20 protein-coding genes and 3 pseudogenes are annotated in these 23,581 nt (G+C 39.7%); 17 read left to right on the plus strand and 6 right to left on the minus strand.

Annotated features, from left to right (window positions below; genetic code table 11):
- Positions 1-11: 11 nt before the first annotated feature.
- Positions 12-2,687 carry a pyruvate, phosphate dikinase gene (gene ppdK, locus RCG23_RS22165; RefSeq protein ID WP_308177417.1) on the plus strand — a complete coding sequence of 892 codons (2,676 nt, stop codon included), beginning with the start codon at positions 12-14 and terminating at the stop codon, positions 2,685-2,687.
- Between the two features lie 175 nt (positions 2,688-2,862).
- Here the strand turns inward: ppdK and RCG23_RS22170 are convergent.
- Positions 2,863-4,211, minus strand: a protein-coding gene (locus tag RCG23_RS22170) for an IS3 family transposase (protein ID WP_308177418.1) whose coding sequence is annotated in 2 segments (ribosomal slippage) — positions 2,863-3,767 and positions 3,767-4,211 — 1,350 coding nt in all. Because the reading frame shifts where the segments join, the coding sequence is not laid out codon by codon here.
- A gap of 152 nt (positions 4,212-4,363) precedes the next feature.
- Here RCG23_RS22170 and RCG23_RS22175 point away from each other — a divergent pair.
- From RCG23_RS22175 to RCG23_RS22225, 11 genes and pseudogenes are all read left to right on the plus strand, one after another.
- Positions 4,364-5,740, plus strand: a complete 1,377-nt coding sequence (locus RCG23_RS22175; protein ID WP_308177419.1) for a DEAD/DEAH box helicase family protein — start codon at positions 4,364-4,366, stop codon at positions 5,738-5,740.
- Complete coding sequence (locus RCG23_RS22180; RefSeq protein ID WP_308177420.1) at positions 5,737-6,918, plus strand: helicase-related protein; 1,182 nt, start codon at positions 5,737-5,739, stop codon at positions 6,916-6,918. The genes RCG23_RS22175 and RCG23_RS22180 overlap by 4 nt, the downstream gene beginning before the upstream one ends.
- A 155-nt stretch (positions 6,919-7,073) precedes the next feature.
- Positions 7,074-7,475 carry a phasin family protein gene (locus RCG23_RS22185; RefSeq protein WP_308177421.1) on the plus strand — a complete coding sequence of 134 codons (402 nt, stop codon included), beginning with the start codon at positions 7,074-7,076 and terminating at the stop codon, positions 7,473-7,475.
- An 8-nt stretch (positions 7,476-7,483) separates the two neighbouring features.
- Positions 7,484-7,696, plus strand: coding sequence for a hypothetical protein (locus tag RCG23_RS22190; RefSeq protein ID WP_308177422.1), 213 nt, complete (start codon positions 7,484-7,486; stop codon positions 7,694-7,696).
- A complete protein-coding gene (locus RCG23_RS22195; protein ID WP_308177423.1) occupies positions 7,693-8,058 on the plus strand; it encodes an AarF/UbiB family protein in 366 nt (121 codons plus the stop codon). Before RCG23_RS22190 ends, RCG23_RS22195 begins: the two co-directional genes overlap by 4 nt.
- Positions 8,055-9,158, plus strand: a complete 1,104-nt coding sequence (locus tag RCG23_RS22200; RefSeq protein ID WP_308177424.1) for an ABC1 kinase family protein — start codon at positions 8,055-8,057, stop codon at positions 9,156-9,158. Before RCG23_RS22195 ends, RCG23_RS22200 begins: the two co-directional genes overlap by 4 nt.
- A gap of 211 nt (positions 9,159-9,369) precedes the next feature.
- Positions 9,370-10,155 (plus strand): DUF4240 domain-containing protein, encoded by a 786-nt coding sequence (locus tag RCG23_RS22205; protein WP_308177425.1) that lies wholly within the window; start codon positions 9,370-9,372, stop codon positions 10,153-10,155.
- A gap of 192 nt (positions 10,156-10,347) precedes the next feature.
- Positions 10,348-10,694 (plus strand): annotated as a pseudogene (locus RCG23_RS22210) (PadR family transcriptional regulator).
- A complete protein-coding gene (locus RCG23_RS22215; RefSeq protein WP_308177426.1) occupies positions 10,675-11,313 on the plus strand; it encodes an HAAS signaling domain-containing protein in 639 nt (212 codons plus the stop codon). The pseudogene RCG23_RS22210 and the gene RCG23_RS22215 overlap by 20 nt, the downstream one beginning before the upstream one ends.
- A 131-nt stretch (positions 11,314-11,444) precedes the next feature.
- The gene (locus RCG23_RS22220) at positions 11,445-12,905 is read left to right on the plus strand and encodes a DUF4153 domain-containing protein (RefSeq protein WP_308177427.1); all 1,461 of its coding nucleotides are present in this window, start codon (positions 11,445-11,447) and stop codon (positions 12,903-12,905) included.
- Between the two features lie 177 nt (positions 12,906-13,082).
- Positions 13,083-13,850 (plus strand): alpha/beta hydrolase, encoded by a 768-nt coding sequence (locus RCG23_RS22225; protein WP_308177428.1) that lies wholly within the window; start codon positions 13,083-13,085, stop codon positions 13,848-13,850.
- A gap of 77 nt (positions 13,851-13,927) precedes the next feature.
- Here the strand turns inward: RCG23_RS22225 and RCG23_RS22230 are convergent, their stop codons facing one another.
- Positions 13,928-14,182 (minus strand): hypothetical protein, encoded by a 255-nt coding sequence (locus RCG23_RS22230; RefSeq protein ID WP_308177429.1) that lies wholly within the window; start codon positions 14,180-14,182, stop codon positions 13,928-13,930.
- 278 nt (positions 14,183-14,460) lie between these two features.
- Here RCG23_RS22230 and queC point away from each other — a divergent pair.
- The 3 genes and pseudogenes from queC to queE all read left to right on the plus strand — a co-directional run bounded on the left by queC (position 14,461) and on the right by queE (position 16,318).
- A pseudogene (gene queC / locus RCG23_RS22235) lies at positions 14,461-15,118 on the plus strand (7-cyano-7-deazaguanine synthase QueC).
- A 2-nt stretch (positions 15,119-15,120) separates the two neighbouring features.
- On the plus strand, positions 15,121-15,603 hold the full coding sequence (gene queD / locus RCG23_RS22240; RefSeq protein WP_308177430.1) for a 6-carboxytetrahydropterin synthase QueD: 483 nt from the start codon (positions 15,121-15,123) through the stop codon (positions 15,601-15,603).
- A complete protein-coding gene (gene queE, locus RCG23_RS22245) occupies positions 15,596-16,318 on the plus strand; it encodes a 7-carboxy-7-deazaguanine synthase QueE (RefSeq protein WP_308177431.1) in 723 nt (240 codons plus the stop codon). The genes queD and queE overlap by 8 nt, the downstream gene beginning before the upstream one ends.
- Positions 16,319-16,359: 41 nt before the next feature.
- On the opposite strand, the gene RCG23_RS22250 is transcribed toward queE, so the two are convergent.
- From RCG23_RS22250 to RCG23_RS22265, 4 genes and pseudogenes are all read right to left on the minus strand, one after another.
- Positions 16,360-16,992, minus strand: coding sequence for a hypothetical protein (locus tag RCG23_RS22250; RefSeq protein WP_308177432.1), 633 nt, complete (start codon positions 16,990-16,992; stop codon positions 16,360-16,362).
- Between the two features lie 18 nt (positions 16,993-17,010).
- On the minus strand, positions 17,011-17,463 hold the full coding sequence (locus RCG23_RS22255; RefSeq protein ID WP_308180144.1) for a selenium-binding protein SBP56-related protein: 453 nt from the start codon (positions 17,461-17,463) through the stop codon (positions 17,011-17,013).
- Positions 17,460-18,397 (minus strand): annotated as a pseudogene (locus RCG23_RS22260) (selenium-binding protein SBP56-related protein). Before RCG23_RS22260 ends, RCG23_RS22255 begins: the two are co-directional and overlap by 4 nt.
- A 155-nt stretch (positions 18,398-18,552) precedes the next feature.
- Positions 18,553-19,695, minus strand: coding sequence for a DUF2515 family protein (locus RCG23_RS22265; protein WP_308177434.1), 1,143 nt, complete (start codon positions 19,693-19,695; stop codon positions 18,553-18,555).
- 80 nt (positions 19,696-19,775) lie between these two features.
- Between RCG23_RS22265 and shc the strand changes: the two genes are divergently transcribed.
- On the plus strand, positions 19,776-21,653 hold the full coding sequence (shc, locus tag RCG23_RS22270; RefSeq protein ID WP_308177435.1) for a squalene--hopene cyclase: 1,878 nt from the start codon (positions 19,776-19,778) through the stop codon (positions 21,651-21,653).
- Positions 21,654-21,887: 234 nt separating this feature from the next.
- Positions 21,888-23,501 carry a long-chain-fatty-acid--CoA ligase gene (locus RCG23_RS22275; RefSeq protein WP_308177436.1) on the plus strand — a complete coding sequence of 538 codons (1,614 nt, stop codon included), beginning with the start codon at positions 21,888-21,890 and terminating at the stop codon, positions 23,499-23,501.
- The last annotated feature ends 80 nt before the right edge of the window (positions 23,502-23,581 follow it).

Below are 23,581 nucleotides of genomic sequence, written 5' to 3' on the forward strand. Positions count from 1 at the left end.
GGGATTCGATAATGGACAAATTTGTATATCTTTTTAACGAAGGTCATAGCGGAATGAAAGAACTGCTGGGAGGAAAAGGAGCAAATTTGGCGGAAATGACTAAAATAGGACTGCCAGTCCCTTTTGGCTTTACCATTTCAACAGAGGCCTGCAATGCTTACTATGAATCAGGCAAAACACTTCCCTCTGGGTTGATTGACCAAATACTTGAATCCTTAAATCAACTAGAAAATAATACTGGAAAGAGCTTTGGAAATCCTGCAAATCCTCTCCTCGTATCAGTCCGCTCCGGTTCTGTATTTTCAATGCCCGGAATGATGGATACGATTCTTAATTTAGGATTGAATGATGAAACAGTTGCTGGTATAGCTGGCCTGACTAAGAATCCGCGATTCGCATATGATTCCTACCGTCGATTCATTCAAATGTTTTCAGATGTTGTATTGGATGTAGATGTATTTTTCTTTGAGCAGCTGTTGGAAGAAACACGTGAGTCCAAAGGCTATTCATCTGATCCGGAAATGTCTGCAGATGACTGGCAAGAGGTAATTGAAGGCTATAAAGCAATTGTGAAAAAGCACACGAAAAAGGATTTCCCTCAGGATCCAAAACAGCAGCTTTTCCTTGCTATTGATGCTGTCTTTAATTCCTGGAACAATCAGCGGGCAATCGTTTATAGACGCTTAAATAAAATTCCTGATCACCTGGGAACGGCTGTCAATATTCAAAGCATGGTGTTTGGAAATATGGGGGACGATTCCGGAACCGGAGTTGCCTTTACAAGGGATCCATCCACAGGTGAACAAACTCTGTATGGAGAATATTTAATAAACGCACAGGGAGAAGATGTTGTTGCTGGAATACGCACTCCTCTTCCAATCAGGACACTGAGTACAGAAATGCCGGAGGTTTTTCAGCAGTTTTCTGATACTTGCCACCGTCTTGAACAACACTATAAAGATATGCAGGATATCGAATTTACGGTTGAACGCGGGAAGCTGTTTATCCTTCAGACACGTACAGGAAAACGAACAGCCCAGGCAGCGATCAGGATTGCTGTCGAAATGGTTAATGAGGGCATAATTGATAAAAAAGAAGCACTGCTTCGAGTTGATCCCGACCAGTTGAATCAGCTTCTTCATCGCCGAATTGATGATTCCTTTGAGCGGAAACAGCTTGCAAAGGGTTTGCCTGCCTCTCCTGGTGCAGCTACTGGCCAAGTCGTATTCGATGCAGATGAAGCGGAAATGTTAACCGGCGAGGGTAAAAAGGTTATCCTGGTACGTCCTGAAACCACTCCTGATGATATACATGGAATCATTGCTGCCCAGGCAGTTGTTACTAGCAGAGGCGGAATGACGAGCCATGCGGCTGTTGTCGCGAGAGGCATGGGAAAAGCCTGCATCTGCGGATGCGAAACACTGAAGATTGACCTTCGCGGCGGCAAGTTTAGTGTCGGTGATATTGTTGTAAACTATGGCGATATCATTACAATAGATGGGGCAACAGGAGAAATTATGCTTGGCGAAATTCCGATGATTGAACCCGAGCTTTCTGACGAGTTCCAGGTATTGCTTCAATGGGCAGATGAAGAGCGTGATCTAGGTGTCCGAGCGAACGCCGATAATCCGGAGGATGCCAGAAAAGCATTTGAATTTGGAGCTGGCGGAATCGGTTTATGCCGTACCGAGCATATGTTTATGGACGCAAATAGAATACCAATTGTACAGTCTATGATCCTGGCTGAAACATATGAAGAACGCAATGAAGCACTCGAATTGCTATTGCCGATGCAGCAGGGAGATTTTGAAGGAATCTTTGAAGCGATGCAGGGCCATCCCGTTACGATTCGTTTACTTGATCCGCCGCTTCATGAATTTTTACCGGACAAAGAAGAATTGCTGGTAGAAGTTACGAAGCTCCAAATAACGAATCCGCAATCCGCGAAATTAAAGGAGAAGGAGCTCCTTCTTAAAAAGGTTCGCCAATTGGACGAATTCAATCCCATGCTTGGGCACAGGGGCTGCCGTCTCGGTATGATTCATCCTGAAATCTATTTTATGCAGGCAAAAGCCATTTTCTATGCTGCTGCAAAGCTCTCTGAAAGAGGGTTTGAAGTAAAGCCTGAGATTATGATACCGCTTGTAGGCCATGTGAATGAACTGAGGGATATGCGGAAATTGGTCGTTGATGCGGCCAAGCTTGTGAAAGAAGAAACAGGAAGAGATGTGTACTATACGATCGGAACAATGATTGAAATTCCGCGCGCGGCTCTGACAGCCGACCAAATCGCTGCTGAGGCGGATTTCTTCTCTTTCGGAACAAATGATTTGACTCAGACTACATTTGGTTTTAGCCGAGATGACGCAGAAGGAAAGTTTCTGCAAACATATATTGAAGAAAAAGTTTTACCTGATAATCCATTTGCTGTCCTTGATCAGGAAGGGGTTGGCAAGCTTGTTGAAATGGGAGTTGAATTGGGTCGTAAAACGAAGCCAGAGTTAAAGACTGGAATTTGCGGTGAGCATGGAGGCGAAAAGAGTTCAATTGATTTTTGTTATCAAACTGGACTTGATTATGTCAGCTGTTCTCCATACCGTGTGCCCCTAGCACGGCTCGCAGCAGCGCAGGCCACCATCCGCCATGGGAATAAAAAAGCAAAAGATACATTTATTTCGATAAAATAAAACAAGAAGGCGCAATCTGCTATGCAGACAGCGCCTTTTTTAATGGGCTAATAAGAAAGTATAAACTATCCCAAGTTTATACTTTCTTATTTCGCATAAGGGCAACTACGCCTCTGTCTTCGCCCTTAAAAGCTCGCCAATTGAAGTGACCCCCATAAGTTAGACGGATTTTTGATTAGGCAGCTGATAGGGCTTGAGTTCGGTATTGTACTGGACTCAAACCTTTTAATTTTGCCTTTATTCGTATGTGATTGTAGTAATCAATATATTCGGCTAACTCCCGTTTAAAATGTTCTACACTATCAAACTCTTGTGTATATAAAAATTCCGATTTTAAGATACCAAAGAAATTTTCCATGACTGCATTATCATAACAGTTTCCCTTTCGTGACATACTCTGCGTGATGTGATGTTCTTTTAATGCATGCTGGAACTGAGGCATTTGATAATGCCAACCTTGATCCGAGTGAATTAGGAGCTTTTCTCCCTCTGTTAATCGCTCAAATGCTTGATCCAGCATCGTGGAAACAAGTGAATATTTTGGCCTCGAATTCATCGTATAAGCGATGATTTCCCCATTAAACAAATCCAACATGGGAGATAAATAGAGCTTTTCGCCAAATAACTTGAACTCAGTAATATCTGTTACCCACTTTTCATTTGGCTTTTCCGTCTGGAAGTCTCGATCCAAAATATTTGGTGCTGTCTTTCCGACTTTTCCCTTATAAGAGCGATATTTTTTGATGCGAACAGTGCTCTTCAAGCCTAACTCTTTCATTAACCTCTGGACCTTTTTGTGATTCACTTTATATCCTCGGTTCTTTAGTTCGAGCGTTATACGACGGTATCCATAACGGCCTTTATGTTCGAGATAAATCTCCTCAATCACTTTTTTTAGTTCGGCATCTTTGTCTGGACGACTTAATTTATTTATGCAGTAATAGTACGTACTGCGGGGGATGCCTGCGATGTTGAGTAACGCTTCAAAAGGAAAATCAATCCTTAGTTCAGACACTACTTGCGCTTTGTCCTGGTTGGTAATGTTTCCTTCTTTTGAACTAAGGCATTCAACTTTTTTAAGTAAGCAACCTCCATACGCAAATGGTCTATTTCGGCCTGGAGTGCTTCGACGGATCCACTGACGGCTGTTGTTTTTTTTGTTTTCTTCTTCACGGTAGGACGCCCCTTTTTCTTTGATTTGAGGGCGTCTATTCCTTGAGAATCAACTTGTATTCTCCATTTACGAATTAAGGCAGGAGAAGAGATATTAAAAATCGCTGCTGTTTCATTTGGAGACGTCCCATGATCATTCAAATATTTAAGTACGTCTAGTTTAAACTCTGCCGTGTACCTTGTATAGGATTTTGTGAATCCTTGTACCCCCTGATGTTCGTATCGCATCACCCAGTTTCTTACTATATTTTCAGAGGTACCAATCGATGCCCCAATCGAGGCATAACTCTCTCCACCCTTTAAATAGCGTTGAATCGCAGCTAATTTATCCTCTGTATGAAATTTAACCATAGAAAAACTGCACCTCCGTATGTTAGTAAGTGTCTAACAATCGGGGTGCAGTTCAAATCGGCGAGTTTTCTTTAAAAAAAGGAGTTTGATATGCAATTTTAGTGTAAAGTAATAATATTAGAAAATTGCAGCAGTAAATTGAAGGAGTTTATATGGGAAAATTAGAAGATGTATACCCAGTTGCCATTGAACAAACGAAAAATAAAGTTAGCCAGGACATTGAAAAATATCTTGGGGAAAAAGAAGACTTGCCTTCCTTTCAGGATTATTTACTTGAAAGAGGAGATTATTTAGCACAGATTTGGGTTAATGTATGGCTGAATAAAGTAACAAATGATGTTCCAAAGGAAGAAAAAAAACAATATTTACATGAACGGGGATTTGAAACGAAGGACACAAGCCGTAAGATTATTAATCACTTATTTCGAACTGAAGTGAGAAATTATAAGCCTTTCGATGCTGCTGAGTGGATCAAAAGCAAGTTTAGAGGTAATGAAGAATCCTGGGAACAGAAATATCATAGTGCAAGGATTAATTTTCAGTTACGGAAAGAAACTGAGCTGCTACAGGTGAAGAAACTGAAAATCCGTGAGGGAATTGAAGAATTTGTCGAGGAATATTTTCACAACCACTATGAACTTCTCTATTTACACGTTCGGCATGTAACAGCCCAACGAGTAAAAGCAGATTTTATAAATAGGAAAAAGTACCAGAAGGTGGATACCTTTGCTCTGGAGGAAAAATTGGTGGAGGAAGGAACGTTTAATCCAGACGATTATACGACCCTTTCTGGATTTTTAGAAGACTTAACTGGAGATATCCATAAAACACATCATAAAGGCAGAAGTTATTTTGAATATGAGACCTATTTTGATATATATGAAAGGCTAATCTTTGACTATTTGTATGAACTTGTTCCAGAGGAATTGCTTACTGCATTAACAAAGCATTTCGAGGTTCAGCAAGATTTAGATTCACAATCATTTGCAAAAGAAGTCATTAATGAAGCACTGGTGGAAGTGGCGTATGCCTTCGTTGAGGAGCTTGCTGAAGAATATATTTCTGATCTTTTAAAGCTGGCAGAAATTTCTTTTGATGAAGATTTACATAAAGAAATCTTTGAAAGTGACATTGCCGACAGGAAAAGAAAACTAGCAGAAGAACGTGCTGAGATGGAGCGGAGAAGACAGGATGAAATCCGTATGCTCGACGATATATTCGGGGAGGAGTACAGGCTATCAAGGAACTCCAGAATCAAATATGTACTCCATCTCGGAGAAACAAATACGGGAAAAACCTACCATGCTTTGGGGAAAATGAAAGAAGCTGATAGCGGATTATACCTGGCTCCACTTCGTTTATTAGCATTGGAGGTTTACGATAAATTAAATGATGAGGGAACGCCATGCTCACTGAAAACTGGTGAGGAGGAAAAACTCGTCCATGAAGCAAGCCATATTTCCTGTACAATCGAAATGTTCCATGAAAAGGATTATTATGATGTTGTTGTTATTGATGAGGCCAAATGATAGCGGACAAGGACCGTGGATATTCATGGTATAAAGCCATCACAAAAGCTAATGCAGGCGAAGTCCATGTAATTGGAAGCCGAAATGTAAAAACCATGCTTCTGGAACTTTTAAAGGATTCTGATGTGGAAATATATGAATACCACCGTGATATACCGCTCGAGGTTGAAAAAAGGGAATTTAAGATTAATACGGTTAAAAAAGGTGATGCCTTGATTTGTTTCTCCAGAAAACGTGTTCTGGAAACAGCTTCAAGATTGCAAAACAATGGCCGCGCAGCAAGTATGATATATGGAAGTATGCCTCCTGAAACAAGAAAGAAACAAATCCAGCGATTTATAGAGGGTGAAACAACAGTCATTGTCGCAACGGATGCAATAGGAATGGGATTAAATCTGCCTATTCGCCGTATTGTATTTTTAGAAAATGAAAAATTTGACGGGACGAGAAGAAGGCTGCTTACCTCTCAGGAAGTAAAGCAAATTGCGGGAAGAGCTGGGCGGAAAGGACTTTATAATACGGGCAGGGTTGCTTTTACAGCCGATATCAATAGAATGAAGCAGCTGCTGCTGCAGGAAGATGAAGCACTTCAAACCTTCGCTATCACACCTACTAGTGAAATGCTAGACCGCTTTCAAAAATACAGCCGTGATTTAGGCACTTTTTTTGATCTTTGGATGAAGTTTGAAAGTCCTAAGGGAACAAAAAAGGCTCCTCTTACTGAAGAACGCGAGCTTTATGAGATGATCAGGGATACTGAAATGGAAGCAAGACTATCCTTAAAGGATTTATATTCCTTTTTGCAGCTTCCTTTTTCCTCAAGAGAGCCATCTCTTACGCGGCAATGGGAGGAAACAATTATGGCAATTATTACAGGAGATGAAATGCCTGAGCCGAAGCTGAAATTGCGCAATCTTGAGGAGCTGGAGCTAACCTATAAAGCAATCGGCCTCCATCTTTTGTTTTTATACCGTCTAAACCGTCCGACAGAAGCTGTTTATTGGGAGAGGGTACGAGAAGAAATAAGCGACAAGGTTCATGAACGCCTTAAGACAGATGTAAAAAATATGAGCAGGAAATGCAAGCGGTGCGGCAAGAAGCTTGCATGGGATCACCGTTTTCCGATTTGCGAAGCCTGTTTTGAAACCCAAAGCAGGAGGAACTATAGCCGCTATTAAAATAAAAAGTTAAATAAAAACATAAAGAGAGCAGTCTGAATTCAGCGATGAAGCAGGGCTGCTTTTTTTACACATAAATCCAAATAAAAATAATGGATATATATTTACTAATTATGGGTAAAGAGCTAATAAGGAAATATTGAGGAGGAATGAAAATGAATGATTTTTTGAAAAAGGGTTTTTGGCTTGGTATCGGTGCAGCCATTACAAGTAAAGAGAAACTGGAGGAGAATATTAACAGATTGGTCCAAAAAGGAATGATGACCCGGACAGAAGCAGACTCATTGTTCAATGAATTTTTAAAAAAGGGAGAAGAGAAAAGTGAAAGCTGGAACGAGGAGTTTCGTAAAACAATTAAAAATCAGCTGAAAGAGTTCGGTTTTGTGACAAGAGAAGAACTTGATTCACTTCAATCTCAAATAACATTATTGCAGGAAGAAATTAAGTTGTTAAGACATACAGAAACTACTACCGAAAATACTACCGAAAATACAGATACCAATAATGAGGATAAATCATTTGTTCGGATCGATAAAGCTGATGAAGATTTGTATTAGGTGATAGAATGTTGAGTAATCGTTTACGCCGTTTAAATAGATATAGAGAAATAGTCTCCATCCTGGGTAAGTATGGATATGGTTTTTTAATAGAAGATGTAGGACTTTCTGATTTGCTAACAATAAAAGACAGGTTTGCAGCGAGTTTTAAACAAGGCGATTCAGAGGAAACGGGGACACGTATCAGAGAGTTATTAGAAGAGTTACGCCGACCTTTGTGAAGTTGGGACAGCTTTTTAGCATTAGGAGCGACCTGCTGCCGGTAGAGATCATTCGCCAATTGGAGAAGCTGCAGGATGAGGTGACACCCGTACCTGCTGCAGAAATTCTAGAAAAGATAAAAGTAGAATTAGGAAATCCAGTTGAAGAATTATTTCATTCATTTAATGAGGAATGCATTGGTGCTGCTTCGATCGGCCAGGTACACGAGGCCACTCTTCATACCGGGGAAAAAGTAGTGGTGAAAGTGCAGAGACCAGGAATTCGAAAAACGGTTTACACTGATCTGCAAATTTTACAGGATCTTTCCAGATTGGTTGAAGAAAGGTATAGCTGGGCCGGGATTATCATATTACTGAAATGATGGAAGAACTTGCAGAATCAATAAAAAATGAGCTGGATTACATCGAAGAAGGTAGAAACATGGAGACGGTCCAGCTTCAATTTCAAGGTAATGAATCGTTTAAGATTCCTGATGTTTTTTGGGATTACACTACTTCCCATATTTTAACAATGGAGCGGATAGAGGGATGTAAATTAACCAGTCTTAATGAATTACATTTGCAAGCAGGTGAAAAAAGAAAAATTGCAGATTTATTAGTTGAAGCGTTTATCACGCAAATACTAAGAGAAGGATTTTTCCATGGAGACCCGCATCCTGGCAATTTGCTCTATTTAACGGATACAAAACAGCTGGGATTAATTGATTTTGGTCAAATGGGCCGGTTATCCTCAGAGATGAGATATGATGTGACATCTTTAATGATCGGCCTAATGAATGAAGATACCGATCAAGTCGTAAAAGCAATGTATCGGCTTACTGATGTTCCAGCTTCTGTGGATGAAAAGAAGTTTTATAGTGATATAGAGAGAATTAGCAAAAAATACAGTCACGTTCCGTTAGGTGAAATGAACTTCGGTATTACAATTAGTGAGTTATTTGCAACGGCGCAGGACCATCGAATCCGTATACCAAAGGATTTTTTGATGCTCGGAAAGACGTTGATAACAGTGGAAGGCATCATATCTGAAATAGATCCGACTCTTAACCTGCTAACCCTTGCAAAGCCCTACGGTGAACAATTGGTAAGAGAGAGGTACGACCCATTAAAAATGGGCAAGCGATTTGTAGAGAATGCGGAGGACCTAACAGGAACTTTACTTAATTTGCCAGGAAAAATTGAGGACGTGTTAGAGAAAACCTCAGAAGGAAATTTGAAGGTTGAAATCAGTCTGTCAGAAATTAGTGACATATTTAATAAAATAGATCGAATCAGCAACCAGGTTTCCTTCAGTTTAACCCTTCTGGCTTTTAGTATAGTAGTATTAGGACTTATTGTGGGAGCCACCTTTGGTACGGATACCTTTTTGACAAGTATACATGCCTTGGAAATAGGCTTTGTTATTTCATTTCTTATGTTCCTATGGATTATTTATTCAATTTTAAAATCAGGAAGATTTTAAAGGAATTTATTAAATATAAAGCTGAGGAGAATCTTCCTCAGCTTCATATTTAAACCCACGAACCTTTTATATTTTTGAAATATTAGAACAAATAAGGTAAACTTCTATTCTAAATATATTTTCAAAGCCATAGTGTTAGTATACAAGAGAAAAGATGAGCATTGTGATGTTTATTAATTGGAAAATGAACAAAATGGGGAGAAATGGAAAGATGGAGACTTTACTTATTTTTCAAGATGAAGAATCAAATAAATTTTGGAAAATAGCAGTTACAGGAAATACATATACCATTACATTTGGTAAAAAAGGGACAACCGGTGCGGTGAAAACAAAAAAATTTGTGTCACGTCATATTTGCGAGAATGAAGCATGCAAAATGATTGAGGCTAAAATGAAACAAGGCTATAAGCCAGTAGAATATTCCGCACATATAATAAAAGAAAGTTCAATGGATGAAAAATTGTTTTGGAAGCTGATAGAAACTGCGAAGAACAAGGGAGAAGATTCAGAGAGTCAGCTCGAATGGCTAATTAGGCATTTAGCAAGAAAACCAATTAAAGAAATCATTAAATTTGATTCTATATTTAATGAGAATTATCAAAAGTCGTATTCTTCGGATATTTGGGCAGCTGCCTATATCATATTGGGTGGCTGTTCAGACGACTGTTTTGATTACTTTCGGGCTTGGCTGCTATATTTAGGGAAAGAAAAGTATGAAGAAGCCGTGTCTAATCCAGAGTCGATTATTCCATATTTAAATAGCCTGCATGGTGAAATGCCCCAGTTAGAGGAATTGACCTGTGCTGCCATGACGGCATATGAAGAAAAAACGGGCATGGACGACGGAAGTTATTACGATTTATATGAACAGCTGGCAGGTAATTATGGGGATGTTCCAGAGCTGATATTGGATTGGGATGAAGACGACGAAGATGCGTTGCAGCAAAAATTCCCCCTCCTCTGGGAGCTTTATGGAGAGAATCCCCTAGAATATTAATACACCAAAATTGCTCTTAAAATAAAAGGAAATACTGAAAAAAGCACAAAATCAAAAATGGTTTTTGTGCTTTTTCTATTTGTCGCAAAGCTAAGTATTCATATTAATAAATTTCCTGAAATTCCACTTTACAAATATATCCTAAATGTTATAGAATTTCTATGTACCTAAAATATCTAGGTAGGTGAAAAAATGTTTAATCGAGAATTGGTTAAAGGAAGTACATCATTAATCCTACTGCAATTATTAAACGAACGGGATATGTATGGCTATGAGTTGGTTAAGGAATTAGAAAAACGCAGTGACAATGATTTCAGTGTGAAGGAAGGGACATTGTATCCAGCTCTTCATAAGCTCGAAAAGCAGGAATATATTGATTGCTATTGGCGGGAGCAGGAAAAAGGCCAGCCCGTAAATATTACCGCATAACTAAACCCGGCCAGGAATTATTGGAAGAAAAGACCCAGGAATGGAAAGACTTTGTCCGAGTAATGAACAAGGTTATGGGGAGAACGCAAAATGGAACAGCTGAAGAATAAGTTTTTAAAGGAATTAGCAAAGGGACTTGGAAATTATGAAGGGAAAGAGAGCATCCTTCAGGAATACGAAGCCCATTTGGATGAATTATTGGCTGAATTCATGGATGTTGAAAATGAAAGAGAAATACAGGAGCAAATTATGTCCCGTCTGGGAAGCCCGGATGAGATAGCCAGTATGTGGAGAGCTGAACTTTCAGTCACCCCGAGTAAGATGAAATGGCTTTTTTTCCTCTTGAACATTGTATTTTTTACAGGAGGAAGTGTACTTACACTTATTCATAATTTATATCAGTGGGATTGGCTATCAGGCGTTTGGCTCCATTTGACTGCTATTCCAATCATCATTGCATTTATCTATATGTTTTTCTGGGCTTTGTTAGGATATGAAATTGGAAAAGGTTTTGGACATAAGGGAAAAAGACTTTTGAAGAAAACTTTTTTGCTGTCATTGATTCCGAATCTTGTGCTAATGATTTTGACTGTATTCCAAATCATCCCTCACAATTGGTTTGAACCATTATTATCAAGAGAATTTATTTTTGCATGTATCATTTTTACGATCTTCCTTTATCCTATCTCATTGATTGGCTACCGATGGGGAAAAAAAGCTTCCATTTAAGAAGTTTTTTTTGCTCGTATACATAGAAAATCTATGTATATAGAATAATGATATCGTAATTGATATCTCTATTTTATTTTTTAATTATATACCTAGAATTACTATGCAGTAATAATTAGGAGGAAATCAAAATGGAAACGAAAATAGAAAAACGGGATTGGTTATTCTTATTAGTGTGTCTATTGTTAGGTGTTTTGGGTGAAGAAGCATTTTTTCGTGATCGAATAGGAATATCCTATTTAGTTTTTATTATTGGTTTTTACGCTATTTTCTTTTGGAGATTTAGAGGCTTTAACTTTTCGCACCAGCGGCTTGGCTATTTTATTCTTTGCTGTATATGGATTTTGGCAGCAAATTTTTTCCTCTACGATAACATGGTGTTCTATTCATTAAACCTACTTGCTTTGCCCGTGTTGGTGATTTTTCATATCGTATTGATAACAAGTCCAAAAAACATAAACTGGAGTAAACCAGTCTTTATATTCTATCTGTTTTCAAAATTGCTCGATTCCATTAAATTTAATTTCTCATTTGCAAAGGGAAGTGGGAAATTTTTTAAAGAGGGAGCGGATGAAAAAAAATATCAAGTGTGGAAGAAGGTTATTGTAGGAGTAGCAATTTCCATTCCTGTTCTTTTTATCGTTTTAAACTTGCTGATGTCCGCCGATAGTCAGTTTGAACGGATAATTGGAAATTTCCCGCAATGGTTTGACGTTATGAGTTCAGAGAATATCTTCAGATGTATTGTCGTTTTAATTTACACTTTTGCATTCTTTGGACTTATGCAGGTATTAATTCAACGGAAAATCCAGGTCATTGATCCGCAAAACAATAATCAGTTTATAAAATTTGACGATATTATCGCTTTAACTGTATTGGTGTTAATTAATTCTGTTTACTTGCTGTTCGTGCTAGTGCAATTCAAATACTTTTTTAGCGGAACGCTGCAGGGGGATTACACATACGCTCAATATGCAAGGCGAGGATTTTTTGAATTGTTGTTCGTTACCATGATTAATTTGTCGATTACCGTTTTTGTGATTTCTTTTGTAAAATCAACAGGAAAAAATGTGAAAAGAATTATGAAAATCATTCTGTCAATTCTTATTTTATCTAGTGTGATTATACTGTCCTCTGCGTTTATGCGGATGCTCATGTACGAGGAGGCCTACGGATTTACTTTTACAAGGGTGCTAGTCCATTCATTCATGATTTTTCTATTAATAATTATTGCCTATACCTTGGTGAGAATATGGCTTGAAAGGATATCCCTTTTCCATTTCTATTTTATTGCAGGACTTTTATATTACACTTGCATTAATATTATTAATATCGATCAAATCGTTGTGAATGAAAATATAGGAAGATATGAACAAACGGGAAAGATTGATATTCATTACCTTAACAGTCTCTCCTATACTGGAGTACTGTCATTGATTGACCTTTATGAAAAAGATTTGAAAATAAATGGTCTCTCAGAGACTCTAAAAGAACGTCAGGCATCTGGTAATTCAGAAAAAACACCATGGCAGTCCTATAATTTGACAAGAGATCATGCATTAAAAGAATTAAGGGATTTAAGAATCCAATAGCAAAAACAAAAGCTGGCTTACTATTATGCTAAAGGGTTCTATATTGAAGTGCTTAATAATGAAATTACCAGCTCTTTATTTCTTGAAGGTAAAAAAACTATTATAGCGAATAGGTTTATGGGGGATTTATATAATTAAAAAAAATTATTAATCTAGCAAAAGCGAAGGGGCTATTACATGTTTGAGCAATTTGAAGTTTTTATGATTCCTTTTAATCTGTATAGAACTGTCCGAGTGTTCTTACCTGAGGATTATCATCAAAATGAGAAAGAATACCCCGTTCTATATATGCATGATGGGCAAAATTTATTTAAGGATGAAGATACCTCGTACGGAACGTCGTGGGGAATAGCGGATTATCTTAGCATCAGTGGTCTGGATTTAATTGTGGTTGGGATTGATTGCAATCAAGAAGGTTTTAAGCGCCTCGATGAATATGGCCCGTGGGTGAGCGCAGCCATGCCTATGATTTATCCTGAGATTAAGGAAACAGTCGGAGGCGAAGGTAAGGAATATATCGATTTTATCGTCCAGGAACTAAAACCGATGATAGACCAAAAATATCGAACGAAACCAGATGAGTCTTCAATGGCAGGCAGCTCGATGGGCGGATTGATATCTACTTATGCAGCATGTGCTTACCCGGAGATATTTAAAAGGGTCGCCGCTGTATCTCCTGCTTATTGGTTTAACCAGGATGAAATCGAAAATTTGATTTCTGAAAGTGATTTGGCTGGAGTTGAGAGATTCTACCTCGATATTGGAACAAGAGAATCGTCTGATATAGAGGCTTGCTACCGTGATGTCGCCTCCAGCCAAACGGTTTATAAACTTCTAAAGGAAAAAATTGAAAATTGCAGGTTCGAAATTATAAGGGATGCTGTCCATAACGAAGCAGCATGGAGCGATAGAGTCCCACAAATTTTTAGCTATCTTTATAAATAAAAGTTAGGGAATCGGTCATTTTTAATTAAGCAAAAGCAAAAAAGGACCTGCTGCACTGCGCAAGTCCTTTGCCAGCATTATCTCAATAAATATTGCACATAAAAATGATAAAAGATCTGAACACCTAAGGCTATTGTAATCATCATACCAGTCATAAATTTTGCCTGAAGTATGTAAAAAAAGATCCATAGGAATATAGAGATGACAGGAATCCAGATTGCAAGAGACGAACCGCCAGCCGCTCCTATATTATATAATTGCAAGACACTAAAAGGAACGATGAAGATTCCAAACAAAATATTTACTAGATGTACAAATTTTCTTTTACGCATGCTTTCTCACCCTATTTTCTAAGCTGTATTGGTTGTTTTTCTGATAAGAAACTATACCCCTCTTCTTAAAGAAGAAACATAATGTATATCACGAAAAATACTTCTCGAAAATTTATCTCAACAAAAACCATAAAATTATGTTAAAATAGGTTATGGATAATTAAATAGCATCCGTCTTTACGGAAGAGGTTCTAGCTACCCTCTCGAAAAAACTAGGGAAAACAGTGCTGCTTTCTTAGTGGTGCTGTTTTTTCGTGAAAAAGGAGAATATTCTGATGATAAAAAAAGAAAAAGCTGTCGTCGTTTTTAGCGGAGGACAGGACAGCACGACCTGTCTGTTTTGGGCGATGGAACAATTTGCTGAAGTGACAGCAGTAACGTTTGACTATAACCAAAGGCATATTACTGAAATTGAATGTGCTAAAAATATAACAAAGGAGCTTGGCATCAAGCATCATATTCTTGATATGAGCCTCCTTAATCAATTAGCTCCGAACGCTTTGACTCGTGATGATATCGAAGTTAAAGACGGTGAGGATGGCGGGCTGCCGTCTACGTTTGTACCAGGAAGGAATCTTCTGTTTATGTCGTTTGCCGGTGTCCTAGCCAGCCAAATCGGAGCAAAACATATTGTCACGGGTGTATGCGAAACGGATTTTAGCGGCTATCCTGACTGCCGTGATGTGTTCGTTAAATCCTTAAATGTAACCTTGAATCTGTCGATGGATAACCAATTTGTCATCCATACTCCATTAATGTGGCTGAATAAAGCGGAAACGTGGGAGCTAGCTGATGAGCTTGGGGCTTTTGATTTTGTCCGTGAAAAAACGCTCACATGCTATAACGGGATCGTTGCCGACGGATGTGGTGAATGCCCGGCTGTAAGCTTAGAAAAAAGGCCTTGATGATTATGTGGCTGAACGGAAGGGGATATAATTATGTACGGCTTCCGTATTGTTGATAAGCTTCAAAAAATAGATGAAGATATATATCGGGACCAATTAAAATATCATTCTAAACGCGTGTTGGTAAGCAAGGAATTTACATTTGATGCAGCACATCACCTTCATAACTATGAAGGCAAATGCAAAAATCTCCATGGCCACACGTACCGGGTTATTTTTGGAATCAGCGGATTTGTTGATGAGCGCGGGTTAATGATTGATTTCGGCGATATTAAAGAAATCTGGAAAAATGAAATTGAAATTTTCCTTGATCATAAATATTTGAACGAAACTCTGCCTCCAATGAATACTACGGCTGAAAACATGGTCGTCTGGATTTATGGAAAAATGGCCGAAGCACTGAAACGTGAAGATAGAGTTAACCAATACAGCGGTGCCCGCGTGGAGTTTGTCCGTTTATTTGAAACTCCAACTAGCTATGCGGAAGCAAGACGGGAGTGGATGGAAGTTGAGTAAGATTCCTGTTATGGAAATTTTCGGACCCACTATTCAGGGGGAAGGAATGGTGATCGGCCAGAAGACGATGTTTGTGCGGACTGCTGGCTGTGATTATTCCTGTGCCTGGTGCGATTCTTCCTTTACGTGGGATGGTTCCGGCAAGGATTTGATCCGACAGATGGAAGCGGAGGAAATCTGGAATGAATTGAAAGCCCATGGCGGAGAAAGCTTTTCATTTGTCACCATTTCAGGTGGAAACCCCGCACTATTGAAAAACCTGAACGAATTAATCACGATATTAAAAGATAACAATATTAAAATCTGTCTTGAAACACAGGGAAGCAAGTGGCAGGACTGGTTTTATGAAATTGACGAACTAACCCTTTCACCAAAACCGCCAAGCTCGAAAATGGTAACTGACTTTGATGTGCTGGATTCCATCGTATCCAAGCTCCAGGGTAAATCTCAAAACTTCAGTTTAAAGGTGGTTGTTTTTGACGACCAGGATTATGAATACGCGCGTCATATACACAATAGATACCATGATGTTCCATTCTACCTGCAAGTTGGAAATGATGATATTACCACAATTGATAACGGAAATCTCATATCCAGGTTACTCGAAAAATACGAAGTGCTGATCAACAAGGTCACAGGGGATTCAGAACTGAACAATGTCAGAGTGCTTCCTCAATTGCATACTTATATTTGGGGTAACAAACGGGGAGTTTAAGCCAAAAAGGCAGTGTGATCTAAATGATCACACTGCCTTTTTTAATGCATATGTCCATGCATATTTCCGTGGCCCATGTCTCCATTCATTAAAAACAGAATCGTACCAACCGCTATCAAAAGAATCGCCCATGCCAAATCAAAGTTGACGATATATTTTTTAAATTTTGCCATACCAAAGCGATAAACCAGAAGAGCTACGATCGTCATAGAGATAAGCATTGATAATTCATGGACAATCCATAAAGGGATTAGATCCACAATGCTTTTCGCTTGGAGAATAAAGGGTGCAAAAAGCACCGAGCCATGCGTCGATGAGGCGAGAAATGACCACAATACTAGCTGAAAATAGCCGACATTTAAACCGCCTGACCATTTGAAATGCCTGTAGTAACGGAATAATCGATAAAGACCATAAAGAAAAATGAATGCTGAGATTGTCAAGTGAACTGAATGCAGCGGAAACTGGAATCTTGCTACGGTTTGTAAACCAATCACCAGGCTATCACCCAGCATTTGTCCGATGGCAATAGGGATAATCGCATAAAACAGGACCCGGATATTATTGCGCTGTATGGCTAAAAACACTGCAAACAACCAGCCCATCGCAGGATTTATGCCGTGAAATGCACCTAAGAGAGAGGCGGCAATCATTTGATTGTCATGTGAGATCACTACTTACCAATCCTCCTGTCACGGATAACAGAAAGTATCTGTGGAAGAATCGCCACCTTCAAGTCTAATCTGGTGAGCCCTTGTGTCGCCAAATTCGATCAGGAACAATGGATCAAGCTCCATTCCTCCCTGTGGTTTAATATCGACTTTAACCATAGCTCCTTTGATTCCATCCGGATAAAATTGATCATCCCATGAACTGTACAATGAATTTGTAAAATATGCTCGCTGGCCATCCCTGCTTAGCTCGACCATTTGAGGGCCGCCTGTAATTTGTTTTCCTGTAGGGTGGGCAGTCGGATTCGCAATTCCACCGATTTTAACGATATCGGTAAGCTTTGGATTAAATGGATCACTTACATCATATTGCCGCAGCTCACCAGTACCCCAGCACGAAACATAAAGAAAACGATCATCAAGAGATAGAACCATGTCTGTGACCAGAGGAGGGACCGCTCCAATATCCTTCAGGGCAGGGGGAGCAAATCTGGGGACGTTGGAACAGCAGGAATTTCAATCACTTTACGCGCATCCCACTTTCCGTTTTCTCGGAACCAAACCCAGATAGAACTCGCCAGATTTGTCACATCGACAACCACACTTGCAAAACCATACGTTTTTCGAGGATCATGAGCGGGCCTCAGCTCAAGTACCATCTGATGCTGATCTCCAAAATCGATCTCTTGTATATGGCTTCGGGTTCGGCTGTCAAAGAAGTGAAGCTTATGTCCATATTTTCTATCCAGCAGTGCATCGAGCTTTAGGCCATTCTCAAAGAGATCAGGTGTTGCCCATTCGCTAGAAACCGTAACATCATAGGCAATATGCCACCAAAAATCATAAGCAAAATGCTGAGGCCTCTATCCATTTCCCATGCACCAAGTACATTGAAGTTAAAATGATCGAGTAGGAAAATTCCGCCGGGACCTCCATCTCCCTCACCAGACCCAAGCGCGCTGATAAAAATTCCCTCAGGACCGCAATGTACTGTATGGAGGCGGCTGTATCCAGTACGTTTTTTTATTTCCTCGGGTTCAATTGTTCTAATAATTTTTGGCTTTCTCGGATCAGGCTTTGTATCAGCAATGTAAATACGGGAAGAGCGTATTCCTGGAAGAACCAAATACCTTCTTTCAAGCTGCGGATGAAACGCAGTTGGACATAAAGCTGAGCTGCAGGCATTCCAGCCAAAATGATGAAGCTCATCATCACCAACACCTGGAAGGTCAAGCTTGTAAACCATTTTTCCATAAGTATTTGAAGAAGGGTCCAAATCAATGACTCCAATTGAGTCTGGCTGCAATAGCGCTACATATGCCAGTTTTTCTCGTGGAGCTTCCATTGCAGACCTGGCGGAAGGGTAAAATGAAGGGTCCGTACCAAACAATTTTGCCATAAGCACCATCCTTTCTTTAAGGCAGTAAAGGGTAATTTAAATTTATTTCGGATTCGAGAAATTTAGTCATCTTATTTACTATGGACATGTTGAAATTTTTAAATTGAGGTGTGACCTTAAATAAACACTATTCAAAGAAATTCCAGATAATATAATGATGTTTTTTAATCCAACACCGACAATACTTTTTTAGCAGCCGCTGCCAGCTCCAGCTTTTCCAGTGTGGCGCAATATTCAGATTGAATACCTCTATTAATAACTTCATCTGAATCGCTAATATATGAAAGTATCCTCCAGTCATGATACCAATCGCCCACATCCTCGCTGACATGCCCTTTATTTTTCCATGCGAATTCCAACCTGGGACTGAAAATTCTAGGTGCACCAGGCAGGAGCTGGCATGAATCTAAGCGGGGGAGCAGGATCTTCCCAGGTGCCATCTCTTTTACATGATTAAAAAGATGTGGCCAATAATCCTTTCGAGAGCCAGTATGCGGGTTGGATGCAGCCCACTCTATAGTTTTCTTTAATTGGTCTTTATTGCGAAATAAAATAGTATATAGCTTTTTACCTATCAAAATTCTTTCGTTAAGATTTTCAAACTGGTGGACGGTACGACCTGCGAGATTAACTCCTCCTTCAAAAACGTAAGGAAAGAGGATATGATTAAGTGATAGAACATCCTGCAGCAAAAATTCCAGTGTGCCAATGACCTCATTTTTATAAAAAGAATTCTGGACCAGCCTGGTTTCAATGTAATTTTGTTCATTAATGATGAGCCCGGCTGTTAAAACAAAGGAATCTTGATATTTCCAGAAATAATTCCAAACTGGCTCAATGAAGGTAGATATATTGAAAAGGGGCAACAGATAAAAAAGGCTGCTGCCCCTTTTTAATGATTCTTCGTATAAAAGCAATTGCGGATACGCGTCATGAAAAATAAGCCAGTTCGCTCGTTCCAAAAAATCGAAGAAGGAATTTCTTTCAATGTCTCCTAGCAATCTGGACAGGAAATCTCCCTTTAAATCGGTCATATTCCAGCCGCCATTTCGGGATACCATATGGGCCAGGAAAGCCCAATGAATTTCTGGATGCTTCATATAAAAAACTTGATATGCCTTGGTTCTCGTTACATTATTGAGGTTATGCTCGTTTGTTCTTTCTATGATTTGTTCTATTAGAGTTTTTTCATGTATAGAGGGATTTTGTATGGAAGCTTTATTGTTTTTTTTCATTAATTCGTTTTTGATCCAAGTGGCTGCCGGAGTAAGGGGAAAATTGAACTGCTGTTTTGTTTTCCACCACATATTGGTTTCCTCCTCGAAGAATTCTCTGGCTGGTTAGAGAATATGTATTGATATAACAATATTTTAGGGGAGAGAGGAATTTGAATCGTATTGTAGAGGGCATCAGCTGGATTGTTAAAACACTCAGGCAGGATCAGTCTCCCGACGGCTCTTGGGAATACCCGTTTGAAACGGGAATTTCCACGGATGCCTACATGATCATTTTATTGCGATGCCTGGAAATTAATGATGAGGTTTTAATTCAGGAGCTCACAGAACGGATCTTAAGCAGACAGGATAAAAACGGATGCTGGAGGCTATTTTATGATGAAGAAAATGGCAATCTATCTGCCACCATCGACGCTTACTATGCGCTGCTTTTCTCAGGTTTTTATAAAAAAAATGATAATCGTTTGAGTGCTGCCAGGGAATTTATTCTAAGCAATGGGGGTGCTGAAAAAGCGGGAATGTTCACCCAGGTGATGCTGACGATGACAGGACAGCAAAAGTGGGCGGCGTTTTTTCCTATTCCACTAGAAATGATCCTTCTTCCGCTGTCTTTCCCTATAAATTTCTATAGTTTTTCCGTTTTCGGTCGGGCAAATCTTACACCGATTATGATTCTGGCAAACAGAAAGTACCGTTTGAAAACTGCTAATACACCGGACCTATCCGATATATTTGTTCATAAAGAGGAACGATACATCAACTATGGAAGAACGCGTGAGTGGAGATCATTGTTTAATATGTTGGAACAGGGCATTAAAAGCTTAATTGGTTTGCCGGAGCATCTTCATAAAATGGCAACTGACAGTGCAAAGCAGTACATGTTGGACAGAATCGAACCGGATGGAACACTATACAGCTATTTCAGTTCAACCTTTCTGATGATTTTTGCGTTGCTTTCACTAGGGCTTACTAAAAAAGACCCCATCATTTTAAAGGCAGTTGACGGTTTGAAGTCGATGAAATGCCAAATTAACGGATTCACCCACATGCAATATACAACAGCCACCGTATGGAATACTTCCTTAATCTCCTCTGCATTACAGGGAGCGGGTGTTCCGTCGTCCGATTCAATGATAAAAAAAGCAAATCGGTATCTGCTCGAAAGGCAGCAATATAAATATGGCGACTGGGCAGTTCATAATCCTTCAAGTTTGCCTGGAGGCTGGGGGTTTTCCAATATTAATACAATCAATCCGGATGTAGACGATACAACAGCATCATTAAGGTCGATTGCCGGGAGAGTTCCCCAAAGCACTCAATATCTTCAAGCATGGGAAAGAGGAATGCAATGGTTATTATCGATGCAAAATTCGGATGGTGGATGGCCTGCCTTTGAAAAAAATACGAACAGCCCTTTGCTGCAGTTTTTGCCGATTGAAAAAGGGGAATTTCTGCTGGCCGATCCATCGGGTGCTGACCTGACAGGCAGAACCCTGGAATTCCTTGGTTCGTATACAAATCTTTCAAAAAACCATTCTTCTATTTGGACAGCTGCAGAATGGCTGAATAAGCATCAGGAAAAGGACGGATCGTGGTATGGGCGCTGGGGAATTTGTTATATATATGGAACATGGGCATCTGTTACCGGTCTGAGGGCAGTGGGTACACCTGAAAATCATCCATCTATTAAAAAGGCAGTAAAATGGCTAAATAGTATCCAAAATGTGGATGGAGGATGGGGTGAATCCTGTAAAAGCGATACCGAAAAAAGGTATATTCCCTTACATGCGAGCACCTTAACACATACCGCATGGGCTTTGGATTCATTAGTGTCTGTCGCGGATCGACCAACACTTCAGATGAAGAAAGCGGTCGATTATTTACTAGAAAATCTTGATAAAGATGATTGGTCCACAGAATATCCGAAGGGACAGGGGCAGGCGGGCGGTTTATATATACACTATCACAGCTACCGATATATCTTTCCGCTCCTAGCGTTGGCACACTACAAGAAAAAATTTGAGATTTAGTAACAGGGAAAAAGGAGAGAGCCTGATAAATGGCTCTTCCTTTTAATCTGAATTTCCTCTGTTTTATTTTTAGAATATTTTGAATAAAAGTTGAAAAATTCTATATTGATAGTATAATTGAGAAAAATACATACCAACCGGTTAGTAGAGGTTGATTAAACAAAAATAAATCTAAAACTCATATCTTTGGAACTGTCCGAATGAACGATAAAAGCTATGTCTGGAGGAAATTAAATGAGTGAGAAAAAAGCCTGGCTCGCTAATTACCCTGACTCCATTGCCAACCGCATAACCATTCCTGAAAAATCTTTGCCGCAAATTCTCCAAGAAACCACAGAAAATTACCCACAACACAATGCCCTGTCATTTTACGGACGGAAATTCACCTATGTACAATTGTACAATCAAGTAAACCGCTTTGCTTCTGCACTGCAAACAAAAGGAATAAGCAAAGGTGACCGTGTGGCGCTTATGCTTCCGAACTGTCCTCAATTTGTTATTTCCTATTATGGTGTGCTAACTGCTGGTGCGATTGTCACGCAGGTTAATCCGATGTCAGTTGAGCGTGAGCTCGAATATATCCTAAAGGATTCGGGGACTGAGACAATTGTTGTCCTGGATGCCCTTTACCTGAAGGTTAAAAATATTCAGCAGGTAACGAGCTTGAAAAATATCATTGTGGTGAGCTTACAGCCGACTTCCCATGATTTTGGTGAAGACATTACGTTTGAAGCCTTTTTGTCTGAAAGCAGCGGGCAGCTAATGCCGCTACCCATTGATACCGCAAATGATGTCGCCGTTCTCCAATATACGGGTGGCACTACGGGAAGATCAAAGGGAGCGATGCTGACACATCAGAATATTCTTGCCAATGTCATTCAATCCTATGAATTCTTCAAGTTTGATATAGAAATAGGAAAAGAACGTTTTTTGACGGTGATCCCCTTGTTCCATGTATTCGGGATGACGTCGTGCATGAACTTTTCTATTTATACTGCTTCCGAATCCATTATGCTTCCCCGCTTTGAGCTTGAAGAGGTACTCAATACAATCAAGAATGAACAGCCGACCGTTTTCCCAGGTGTACCGACGATGTATGTTGCCATTACCAATCACCCCCATGCCGAGGATTATGGGATTAATAGTATTGAAGTGTGCAATAGTGGAAGCGCACCCATGCCAGTGGAGCTGTTACGAGAATTTGAAAGGAAGACGGGGGCGAAAATTCTGGAGGGCTATGGCCTATCGGAGACTTCACCGACAACCCATTGTAATCCAATGTTTGCAGACAGGAAGGCGGGCAGTGTTGGTATCGGAATGCCGTCGACTGAATATAAGATTGTCGACCTTGCCTCTGGAACAGATGAAGTGCCAGCCGGCGAGCTTGGAGAAGTTGTCATTAAGGGGCCACAGGTAATGAAGGGCTACTGGAATATGCCGGAAGAAACAGCAAATGCTCTTAGAGATGGCTGGCTTTATACGGGTGATATCGGAAGAGTGGACGAAGAAGGTTATCTTTATATAGTGGACCGAAAAAAGGATTTGATTATTGCAAGCGGATTTAATATTTACCCTCGTGATATTGAGGAAGTCCTTTATGAGCATCCTTCTGTCCAAGAAGCGGTAGTAATTGGAATACCTGATAAATACAGAGGCGAAGGTGTAAAAGCGGTACTTGTCCTTAAGGCGGGAAAAGAAACTACTGAAACAGAGATTAAGGAATATTGCAAACAAAATATGGCTGCCTATAAGATTCCAAACATTATTGAGTTCAGGGAACAGCTCCCCAAGACAAGTGTAGGGAAAATACTCCGTAGGGCCTTAAGGGAAGAATTAATAAAGAATTAAGGAATTGCTTGCAAGGACGGAGACAGGGGGTAAGATATGGTATAATTTTTTTGCATATTAGGATGATTGCGAGGACCTCA

Origin of the sequence: Neobacillus sp. PS3-34 (assembly GCF_030915465.1) — a bacterium.
In the GTDB taxonomy this organism is placed as follows: Bacteria; Bacillota; Bacilli; order Bacillales; family Cytobacillaceae; genus Neobacillus_A.